At 62.1% G+C, this 8,642-nt stretch carries 7 protein-coding genes; 3 read left to right on the forward strand and 4 right to left on the reverse strand.

The genetic code is table 11. The annotated features are described in order from the left end of the window. Positions 1-334: cation:proton antiporter regulatory subunit (locus R6U20_RS07060; protein WP_410337154.1), on the forward strand; the 334-nt coding region annotated here is incomplete at its 5' end. A gap of 35 nt (positions 335-369) precedes the next feature. Beyond that, the gene (locus tag R6U20_RS07065) at positions 370-1,665 is read left to right on the forward strand and encodes an APC family permease (protein ID WP_410337155.1); all 1,296 of its coding nucleotides are present in this window, start codon (positions 370-372) and stop codon (positions 1,663-1,665) included. A 153-nt stretch (positions 1,666-1,818) separates the two neighbouring features. On the opposite strand, the gene R6U20_RS07070 is transcribed toward R6U20_RS07065, so the two are convergent. From R6U20_RS07070 to gcvP, 4 genes are all read right to left on the reverse strand, one after another. Then, positions 1,819-2,574, reverse strand: a complete 756-nt coding sequence (locus R6U20_RS07070) for a carbonic anhydrase family protein (protein ID WP_410337156.1) — start codon at positions 2,572-2,574, stop codon at positions 1,819-1,821. A 386-nt stretch (positions 2,575-2,960) separates the two neighbouring features. Further along, complete coding sequence (locus tag R6U20_RS07075) at positions 2,961-3,269, reverse strand: class I SAM-dependent methyltransferase (RefSeq protein WP_410337157.1); 309 nt, start codon at positions 3,267-3,269, stop codon at positions 2,961-2,963. A gap of 21 nt (positions 3,270-3,290) precedes the next feature. After that, positions 3,291-3,521, reverse strand: a complete 231-nt coding sequence (locus R6U20_RS07080; protein WP_410337158.1) for a class I SAM-dependent methyltransferase — start codon at positions 3,519-3,521, stop codon at positions 3,291-3,293. Positions 3,522-4,147: 626 nt separating this feature from the next. Next, positions 4,148-7,039 (reverse strand): aminomethyl-transferring glycine dehydrogenase, encoded by a 2,892-nt coding sequence (gene gcvP / locus R6U20_RS07085; RefSeq protein WP_410337159.1) that lies wholly within the window; start codon positions 7,037-7,039, stop codon positions 4,148-4,150. 233 nt (positions 7,040-7,272) lie between these two features. On the opposite strand from gcvP, the gene R6U20_RS07090 reads away from it, so the two are divergent. Further along, positions 7,273-8,642 (forward strand): amidohydrolase (locus tag R6U20_RS07090; RefSeq protein WP_410337160.1); only part of this gene is annotated, 1,370 nt, incomplete at its 3' end.

The raw sequence follows: 8,642 nt of genomic DNA on the forward strand, positions 1-8,642 counted from the left end.
GCCGAACCTCTATCGCGCTGGGGCCGACTACGTACTGGCACTGCCTACCGTGACCGGGCGCATGATCTTTTCGCTGCTCATGCAAGACGAGCAGGCCCTTTCGCCCGGCACGCAGTTCAACGTGATCCGCATTACCGCGCCCTGGCTGGCGGGGCAGAGCCTGGGCCATGCCGATGTGCGCGCCCGCACCGGCTGCACGGTGGTGGCTGCCGAGCGCAACGGCCACCTGCTCCGCGATCTGGGTCCCGATTTCGTGGTGCAGTCTGACGACCGCCTCCTCGTTGCCGGAAGCGACGAAGCCCTGAATGACTTCGTGTCGATGGCCCGCTCCTGAACCCGTTTTGTATTCCTTGTTGATCAACCGTCTGTATGGCCTCATCAAACGATGCCCCGCGCCTGCTCCGTGCCATCGGCGTGCCCGGAGCCGTGCTCCTGGGGCTTGGCTCCATGGTGGGCACCGGCGTATTTGTAAGCATTGGCATCGCGGCGGGAATTGCCGGGCCCGCGGTCATGCTGGCCATCGCCATTGCGGCGTGCGTGGCGGCATGCAACGCCTTTAGCAGCGCCCAACTGGCCGCGAACCATCCCGTCAGCGGCGGCACGTATGAGTATGGATACGAGTATCTGGGCGCCCGATTTGGCTTCACGGCGGGCTGGATGTACCTGGCGGCCAAGAGCGCCTCGGCGGCTACTGCGGCTCTTGGATTCGCAGGCTACCTGCTGGGTGCGCTGGGCGGCCCTGCGTCGTGGATCGTGCCGGTGGCACTGGGGGCCGTTATGGTGCTCACGGGCGTGGTGCTGAGCGGGATTCGCCGCTCGAACTGGACGAACATGGCGATCGTCTCGGTTACGCTGGCTGCGCTGGCGTACTTTGTGATCGGCGGCCTCACCACCACCGTCTCCGCCGATGGCGCCGCGCAGTTTTTCGATCCGTTCTTTGACCCGGCTGCCGATAACGGCCCGTTCGCTTCCCTCTTGCATGCCAGTGCCCTCATGTTTGTGGCGTTTACGGGATACGGACGCATTGCCACGCTGGGCGAAGAGGTGCAGCATCCCAAACGCACCATCCCGCGCGCCATTGTCGTGACCATGATCGTGGTGACCGTGCTCTACATCGCCGTAGCGGCTACCGGGGTGGCAGCCATTGGCGCCGACGGGCTGGGCGCTGCCACCGATGCGGCCTCGCCCCTAGAAGCCGCAATCCAGGCGCTGGCACTACCGGGAGGCACGACCGTCATCACCATTGGCGCATGCACCGCCATGCTGGGCGTGCTGCTGAACCTGCTGCTGGGCCTCTCGCGCGTGCTCCTGGCCATGGGCCGCCGCGGCGATATGCCCGAAGCCACCACGCGCCTCAACGCCTCTCGCACCACACCCACCGTCGCCGTTCTCACAATTGGCGCACTCATCTTCGGGCTCGCGCTGATTGGCGACGTTCGCACCACATGGACATTTAGCGCGTTTACCGTGCTCATCTACTACGCGCTTACCAACCTTTCGGCGCTGCAGCTGGCGCCTGAACATCGGCTCTACCCACGGGCGGTGGCGTGGGGCGGGCTGGTGGGATGCATGGGGCTGGCCTTCTGGGTTGAGCCCGCCGTCTGGGGCACCGGGTTGGCGCTCCTTGCCGTGGGGCTGCTCTGGCACGCGGTGGCGCAGCGATAGACCAATGCAGATACGTGTCACAGCACAAAGACAACAACCACACCGTGCAACAAAAAAGGCCTGGCCGATGAGCCAGGCCTATCCTGCTTCGTGATCATACGTTGGAAGCACGGGCGAGCCGCTTTACATACGCGCAATGCGCATGATGGGCTATCAGTTCGCGAGCGTCGTAGCAGTTATCATCTCGTCCTCGTAGAACGTGACTTCTCCGGTGCTCACGTTGTGCATGGCCCCGACGACAATCAGGTCGCCATCGGCTACCAGCTGCCGGATGACGGGGCTGCGGTCCACAATGTTTTGCACCGTCAGGTCTACGTTCTGGTGCGCGACCGCCTGCACGAACTCCTCATTCTCTGACGTGCGTGGGCCTTCCACATCGTCAACAGCGTAGATGGCAGGCGCAATGTTAGCGAGCGTACTGGTCAGGTTGCCCATTTCAACGCGGTCGCAGGCGCCTTTCACAGCACCACATTCCGTGTGGCCCAGCACAACGATGACTTTTGAGCCCGCCACCGCGGTCGCAAACTCCAGGCTGCCCAAAATATCCGTGTTGATGAAGTTGCCAGCGACGCGTGCTGAAAAGATATCGCCGACTCCTTTGTCGAAGATGATTTCGTGCGGCACTCGGCTGTCAATACATCCAAGCACAGCCGCCATCGGGTACTGCCCATCTGAGGTTTGGCGCACTTGCTCCATAAAGTCACGCTCCAACGACGCGTCGTTCAGGAAGCGCTGGTTGCCGTCCTTAAGCAACTGGATTACTCCTTCTGGCGTCAGATCGGCTTGTGCTTCAGCCGTGAGCGGAGCGGTAAGGTCGCGCTCCGTCGGTTGCTGAGCGGTGGCAACGTGCGTGGTTGCGAAGAGCATAGCAACCACGAAAAAGTAACGAGATACAGCAGACAATGTCATAAACTTTAAGATACCATGATGATGGATAACAGAAAGCCGTTTAGCAGACTGCATGTGCTCGCAATGCTATACGATTACATCTGTTATTTTTACGGCTGCGTTTCTGTTTCCATCCCTCTGCAACGAGGTTGCCCTTTTCAGAGCGTTCGGATTCTGGTGTGGAGAAGGCGTGGCACGCAACGTAATCGCCGAGCCGGAATGATGTGATCTGCGTCGCCTCTAACTCAAACCCGCTGTTGATCACACAGAACCTGGACGCTCCCATCTGCACAGCACCTGACCTGAATCGGAGTGGAAACGTAGGAATACGGGTGTCCTTTCTCACCCGCCGCGTCTTTTCCTGCTGCACTGCTGGATGCCCGCAACCAGCACTACCTGGGTGGCCATTAGGCAACTGCCGCATTGAGACGCGGCTTGTAGCCTGTAACGCCCGTAGCACATCCGAAGAAAAAGCGCCGGTACTGCACCTTCAGCCCCTGCGCGGCAAGCATCTGATGGAACGAGCGGCTCGTCCCAAAGCGCGTAGTGTAGACACTCAGCAGCCGGTAGTTGGCTGGATTGCCCAGAAACAAGCGCCCAATGTGCGGAATGACAGCGCGCAGATAAAACACGTAGGGAATCCGAAGCAACGCCGATGGCGGCACCGAAATTTCCAGAAACGAAAAGCATTCCCCGGGCTTGAGCACGCGCGCCACCTCACCTGCAAGCGTCTCGCGCTATGCAGAAGCAAACGTCTTCAGCCCGAAGGCCGACACAACCCGATCGGCAGACGCTGTGGGGAGCGTGTTTGTGAGCACATCGTCGCGCACGACCGAGGTGGACACGTCAACGCGCTCAGCTTGCGATTCGGCCCGTGTGCACATGACCGGCGAGATGTCGAGTCCAACCAGCGTGCCCCTCCCCTTGCAAGTGAGCATCGATACGCGGCCAGCACTCCCCCATCCCACTCATCAGATCGTACACCGTGTGTCTGGGCTCAATGCTAGCCAAATCCACACATTGAAGGCGCCATCGCTTGCAGAATCCAAACGAACTGATGTAGTTCACGAGGCCGTAGGTCGCGGCACCTCGTCGAACAGATCGGATACAAAGGGAGGATCGTACAGACGCAGATCTGTATCAGCCATGCAGACAGCAGACAGGTTCGCAAACAGTAGTAGGAACACGGCGCGGATCTGTTTAGCGGGCTTCAATGATCGCCCGGGGCATTCCATGGGTCTAACATGCTCTCCCTTTCTTCCCGTTTCTCCTTTTTGTCACCTTGAGCGCCCCAACCGCTGTCGGGGGAAAGGTCTCCTAACAACACCGGGACGGCACGCGCGCTACGAACCTCTCTTTCCCCCTGGCAGAAGCAGGCGATTCACGAGCCGGGGCCCCTCCACATGGGGCCCCCGTGAAGTGCTGCTTCAGATCCACCCCCAGTCGCTGCGCGACAGCTCCCCTCTCCAGGGGAGCGGCTTCGGGCGGCGTGCTTGCACCCGTTTCTTCCTACACTAAACACGTACTACGGCACACCGTGTCTCTACGTTTGTTTGTGTCCGTATTTATGTTTTGCTAATGGGAAGCCGCAGACCTACGCCACGCGCTCCACGCCTTCCTTGTACGCCTCCATAGGCGGGCAGGCGCAAACGAGGTTGCGGTCGCCGTAGGCATCGTCAACGCGGCGCACCGTGGGCCAGAACTTGTCGGTGCGGAGGCGCTCTACCGGGAAGGCCGCCTGCTCACGCGTGTACGGCTGCGTCCATTCGTTGACCGCTACGCTTTCGGCGGTGTGTGGGGCTTCGGTGAGGACGTTGTGCTCTGCATCCGCCATACCCAGCTCGACGGATTGAATCTCAGATCGAATCGCGATCATGGCCTCGCAAAAGCGGTCGAGTTCGTCCTTCGCCTCGCTCTCGGTGGGCTCAATCATGAGCGTGCCCACTACGGGCCAGCTCATGGTGGGGGCGTGGAAGCCGTAGTCCATCAGGCGCTTGGCCACATCTTGCTCGCTGATGCCCAGCTCCTTGCGGAAGGTGCGCAGGTCCAGGATAAACTCGTGCGCCACGCGGTTATTGGCGCCGGTGTACACGATATCGTAGTGCGCACTCAGGCGCCGTGCCACGTAGTTCGCATTCAGAATAGCATGTTTGGTGGATGCAGTGAGTCCGTCGGCGCCCAGCATCTTGATGTAGCCCCACGAGATCAGCAGGATGAGCGCGCTGCCGTATGGCGCGGCAGAAACCGGCGGAATCGCATGCTCGCCGCCCACCTCCGCAAGCGGATGGCCGGGCAGGAAGGGCGCTAAGTGCTCGGCTACGCAGACCGGACCGACGCCGGGTCCACCGCCGCCATGCGGGATGCTGAACGTCTTGTGCAGATTCAGGTGGCACACGTCCATCCCGATTTCGCCCGGACGGCACACACCCACCATCGCGTTCATGTTGGCGCCATCCATGTAGACCTGCCCGCCGTGCTCGTGCACCACGTCGCACACCTCGCGGATGTGCGTCTCAAAGACGCCGTGCGTAGATGGATACGTAACCATCAGCGCCGAAAGGTTATCGCTGTGCTTCTCGGCCTTGGCGGTCAGGTCCTCCAGGTCGATGTCGCCATTTTCGGCGCAGTCGACCGTAACCACCTTCATGCCCGCCATCGAGGCACTCGCGGGATTGGTGCCGTGGGCCGATTCGGGGATCAGGCAGACGTCGCGGTGTCCTTCGCCGCGGTGCTCATGGTACGCACGAATGAGCAAGAGACCGGTGTATTCGCCCGATGCGCCCGAATTCGGCTGCAGCGAGACGTCATCGAATCCGGTAATCTCGGCCAGCCAGGTCGACAGTTCGTCAATGACCTTGCGGTAGCCGTCTGCCTGCTCGGCGGGTGCAAACGGATGCATTTTGCCGAAGCGCGCATCCGAAATGGGCATGAGCGAGGCCGTCGGGTTCAGCTTCATGGTGCACGACCCGAGCGGAATCATGCTCGTGGTCAGCGACAGGTCTTTCGCCGCCAGCCGGTGGATGTAGCGCGTAAGCTCCGACTCGGAGTGGTAGCTGTTGAAGACCGGATGCGTGAGGAAGTCGGTGGTGCGAGGCAGCGGACCGTCGTATCCGCTATTGAGCTCGGAAGCCAGCGTTTCCGTATCGAGCGAACGCCCGTTCTGTGCACCGAAGATGCGAAGCAGCGCGTTGAGCTCGTTGGTCGTGACAGCTTCGTCGAGCGCAACGCCCACCGAGCCATCGTCGTAGTAGCGCAGGTTGATTGCCTCGCCCTGGGCCGTGCGGCGGATGTCGTCGGTCGAGAGCCCTTCGGGGTCGATGCGGAGCGTATCGAAGAACGCGGTGTGCCGCAGCGAATGCCCCAGGCGGCGCAGCCCCTCCGCGAGCGTCTTGGTCGCGTTGTGGATGCGCGTGGCGATCTGGGTGAGTCCGTTGGGCCCGTGATAAACGGCGTACATGCTGGCCATGACGGCCAGGAGGACCTGCGCGGTGCAGATGTTCGAGGTGGCGCGTCCGCGGCGGATGTGCTGCTCGCGCGTTTGCAGCGCCATGCGCAGGGCGAGGTTGCCCTCGGCATCCTTCGAGACGCCAATCATGCGACCCGGCATCTGGCGCTTGTGGGCCTCTTTGGTGGCGAAGTACGCGGCGTGCGGCCCGCCGTAGCCCATGGGCACGCCAAAGCGCTGCGTGCTACCCAGCACGACATCAGCGCCCCAGGAGCCCGGCGCTTCGAGCAGCGAGAGGCTCATCAGGTCGGCAGCCACGGCCACGTAGGCGTCGTGGGCATGGGCATCGTCGCAGAACGCCTCGTAATCGCAAATGGCGCCGTCGGTGGTCGGATACTGTACGAGTCCGCCAAAGAAATCGTCGGAGAAGTTGAACGCCTCTGCATCCCCCACAACCACTTCAATGCCCAGCGGCTCGGCGCGCGCCTCCACCACCTCAATGGTCTGCGGATGGCAATCTTCGGCTACAAAGAAGCGGCGCGCATCCTGGCGACGCGTGACGCGGTTCAGCATCATCATGGCCTCGGCGGCGGCGGTGGCCTCATCCAGGAGCGAGGCATTGGCGATCTCCATGCCCGTGAGGTCGATCGTCATCGTCTGGAAGTTCAGCAGCGCCTGCAGGCGGCCCTGCGAAATCTCAGCCTGATACGGCGTGTACTGCGTGTACCACGACGGATTCTCCAGAATGTCGCGCTGGATGACGGGCGGCGTCACCGTTTCGTGGTAGCCCAGTCCGATAAATGAGCGGTGCACATCGTTGTCGGATGCGTAGGCGTTGGCCTGCGCAAGCAGGTCGCGTTCGGTGACGGCCTCGGGCAGGTCGAGCGGGCGGTTGCTGCGGATCTCAGCCGGAATGGCTTCGTCGATCAGCGCATTGAGCGAGTCGGCGCCAACAGCATCGAGCATGGCAGCGCGGTCGTGCGCCGTCGGGCCAATGTGGCGGTGGGCAAAAACATCGGTCGAACGGAAGTCAATAGGCATGAGGATACGGGCACGTAGCCAGCGGAAGAGCGGGATAGACGATCGACACGTGCATAAACGAGGTGGCAAAAGCCGGGTTCGCCATTTGCCCCGGGGTATGATGCGAGAATGTTGAAGAATATGAACCGTTTTGGGAGATACGAAGCGCGCTGCTGTTGCGACATTCGCATCTGCCCGTGGCGGGGCCTATCTTACGAAAAAGCGCTTTCCTCAATCATCCCCCACCGTACTTTATGACTCGTTTGATAACATCCCTCTATGCCGCGCTCAGTGCTGTTTTTCTGCTGGGTCTGCTGGCAGGGCCGCGTGTGGCGGCGGCGCAGGCCGACTTGGTCGTACACAACGCGACGATCTACACGATGACATCGGGGCAGCCCACCGCCGAAGCGATGGCCATTCAGGGCGAACGCATTCTCATGGTGGGCACCACCGACCAGGTCCGAAGTGCCTATCCGAACGCATCCACTATGGATGCCGAAGGCCGCGCCATTGTGCCGGGCCTGATCGACGCGCACGGTCACCTGATGGGGCTGGCCGAGACTTTCTTGCAAGCCGATGTGGTGGGCACGGAATCTGTTGGTGAGGTCATTGAACGGCTGGAGGCGTTTGCCGAGGACCTGCCCGAGGAGGCCTGGCTCGAAGGCCGCGGGTGGGATCAAAACGAGTGGCCCGGTGAGGGCGACTTCCCCACCCGCCAGGACCTGGACGAAGCGTTTCCCGATCGCCCGGTCTACCTGGTCCGCGTTGATGGACATGCCGCATGGGTCAACACGGCAGCGCTCGAAGCTGTGGGAATGAATACGATTGCTGAGATGGAGGATCCCGAGGGCGGCACGATCCGCCGCGACGACGACGGCCAGCCCACGGGCATCTTGATTGATGCCGCGATGGAGATCATCAACTCCGAAATTCCCGACCCTACTGATGCGCAACTCGACGAGGCGCTCGACGAGGCGCTGGCCACCACGGCCCGCCTGGGCCTGACGGGCGTGCACGACGCCGGGGCCAGCCGTGCTGACATTGAGCGGTACCAGCGTTTTATCGACAACGATCGTTTCCCGCTGCGCCTGTATGCGATGGTGGGCGGACGCGGCGATACGTTCGACCACTTCTGCGACAACGGCCTGATGCATGACTACGAAGGCCGCCTGAGCGTGCGCAGCGTGAAGTTCTACATGGACGGCGCGCTCGGAAGCCGGGGCGCGGCGTTGCTTGAGGACTACCACGACGACCCCGGCAACCAGGGCTTGCTCATGCGCTCGCCTGAAGGGCTTCAGGAGGATGTAGAGGCTGCACTCGCCTGCGGATACCAGGTGAACACGCACGCCATTGGCGACCGTGGCAACCGCGAAGTGCTCGACGCCTATGCCAGCGCACAGTCCGAACAGGGTGCGGGGCCGGGACGCCACCGCATTGAACACGCGCAGGTGCTGGCCCGCTCCGACATGAACCGCCTGGCCGAGCTCGAACTCATTGCCTCGATGCAGCCCAAGCACGCCACCAGCGACAAGGGCTGGGCCGCCGACCGTCTGGGCGAAGACCGTGTGCAGGGCGCCTACGCGTGGCAGTCGCTCAAAGAGCGGGGCGTGCCACTGGCGTTTGG

Source organism: Longimonas sp. (assembly GCF_046498435.1).
In the GTDB taxonomy this organism is placed as follows: domain Bacteria; phylum Bacteroidota; class Rhodothermia; order Rhodothermales; family Salinibacteraceae; genus Longimonas.